General features: G+C 66.1%; 1 protein-coding gene. It reads left to right on the top strand.

Annotation, left to right across the window (positions count from 1 at the left end; translation table 11 throughout):
• The first annotated feature begins 124 nt into the window (after positions 1-124).
• Positions 125-1,216, top strand: a complete 1,092-nt coding sequence (locus HMPREF0591_RS29750) for an IS110 family RNA-guided transposase (RefSeq protein WP_040624506.1) — start codon at positions 125-127, stop codon at positions 1,214-1,216.
• Positions 1,217-1,500 lie beyond the last annotated feature (284 nt).

The following is a 1,500-nucleotide window of genomic DNA, read 5'->3' as shown; positions in this document are numbered from 1 at the left end:
ACAGTATGGGTGGCCGTCGGCGTTGAGTCGGGGGTTGCGGGCCGGGGCCCCACTCACCCATGTTCGTGGGTTACCGAGTAGGGAGTCGCCTGCCCGGTCTATCCGACAGTGGTGGGAGGCCCCGGTGTTTACAGAGCGTACGAGTGTGGGACTGGACGTGCACGCACGTTCGGTAGCAGCAGCGGCCATCGATAGCGTGACCGGTGAGGTTCAGCAGGCTCGCCTGACCCCGGCCCATGAGCACATCCGGTCGTGGATATCGGGACTGCAGGGGCCGGTGGCGGTGGCCTACGAGGCGGGTCCCACCGGTTTCGGCTTACAGCGGTCGTTGACGGAGGCCGGGATCCGCTGCGTCGTGGTGGCACCGTCGAAGCTGCAGAAGCCCGCTGGTGATCGAGTGAAGACCGATGCCCGCGACGCCCTGCATCTGTGCCGGTTGTTGCGTCTTGATGAGATCACGTCGGTGTCGATCCCGAGCGTGGGTCAGGAAGCGGCTCGTGACTTGGTGCGTGCCCGCGAGGACTGCCGCGGCGACCTGATGAGGGCCCGGCATCGCCTGTCCAAGCTGCTGTTGCGTCACGGCATCGTGTACTACGGCAGGGCGGCCTGGACCGGTGCCCATGATCAGTGGCTGCGCACCGTCGCCGCGCCCCAGCTCAGGGCGCCGGCGACGCGGATGGCCTTTGACGCCGACTATGACCACGTGTTGACGATGCAGGCCCGGCGGCGGCGTCTGGACGCAGCGATCGAGGAGATGGCCGCCGATGGTGAGTTCGCTGCGATTGTGCGGCGGGTGTCGTGTCTGCGGGGGGTGAACACGTTGACCGGGTTTGCGTTGGCCGTCGAGATTGGTGATTGGAACCGGTTCACCGGCAACACGATTGGCTCGTTTGTCGGGTTGGTTCCCTCGGAGTTTTCGTCGGGTTCCTCGAGGGCTCAGGGTCCTATCACCAAGACCGGCAACGGCCATGTCCGGCGGCTGTTGGTCGAGGCGGCGTGGCATCACAAGCCGCGATATCACGTGGGTGCGGTGATGCGTTCGCGGTGGGACCTCGCCTCGCCGGCCGCTCGCGTCCGCGGGGACGAAGGCAACCGCCGCCTGCACGGCAGGTGGGTGGGCTTCCTGGAGCGACGTAAGCGACCCGTGACGGCCAATGTCGCGGTCGCGCGTGAACTGGCCGGCTGGTGCTGGTCGCTGGCGGTCATGGACGACTGACCGCCACCTGATCTGCTTCCTCACGAGGTCCGTGGTGGCAGCGCGTGGATCGACCCGCGACACACCTATGAGCAGCCCATGCGGGTGACGCTCGATGCTAGACATGCGGATGCGATCCAGCCGAAACACCGTCCTGCGGTAGCCAATCCGCGTATATCAGTCTGACCGCGCGTCGCTAACGACACGCTCACCACACAGACTGGCCGAGGAAGCAACGAGGCGCCGCCTGGGTAGCTCCCCGGCGGCGCCTCACCTTGCCTTCTTGACAATGTTCTCTACATATC

The sequence above is a fragment of the Mycobacterium parascrofulaceum ATCC BAA-614 genome (assembly GCF_000164135.1).
GTDB lineage: Bacteria > Actinomycetota > Actinomycetes > Mycobacteriales > Mycobacteriaceae > Mycobacterium > Mycobacterium parascrofulaceum.
Note: the sequence above shows the minus strand (reverse complement) of the source record. Positions and strands in the feature narration are given on the sequence as shown.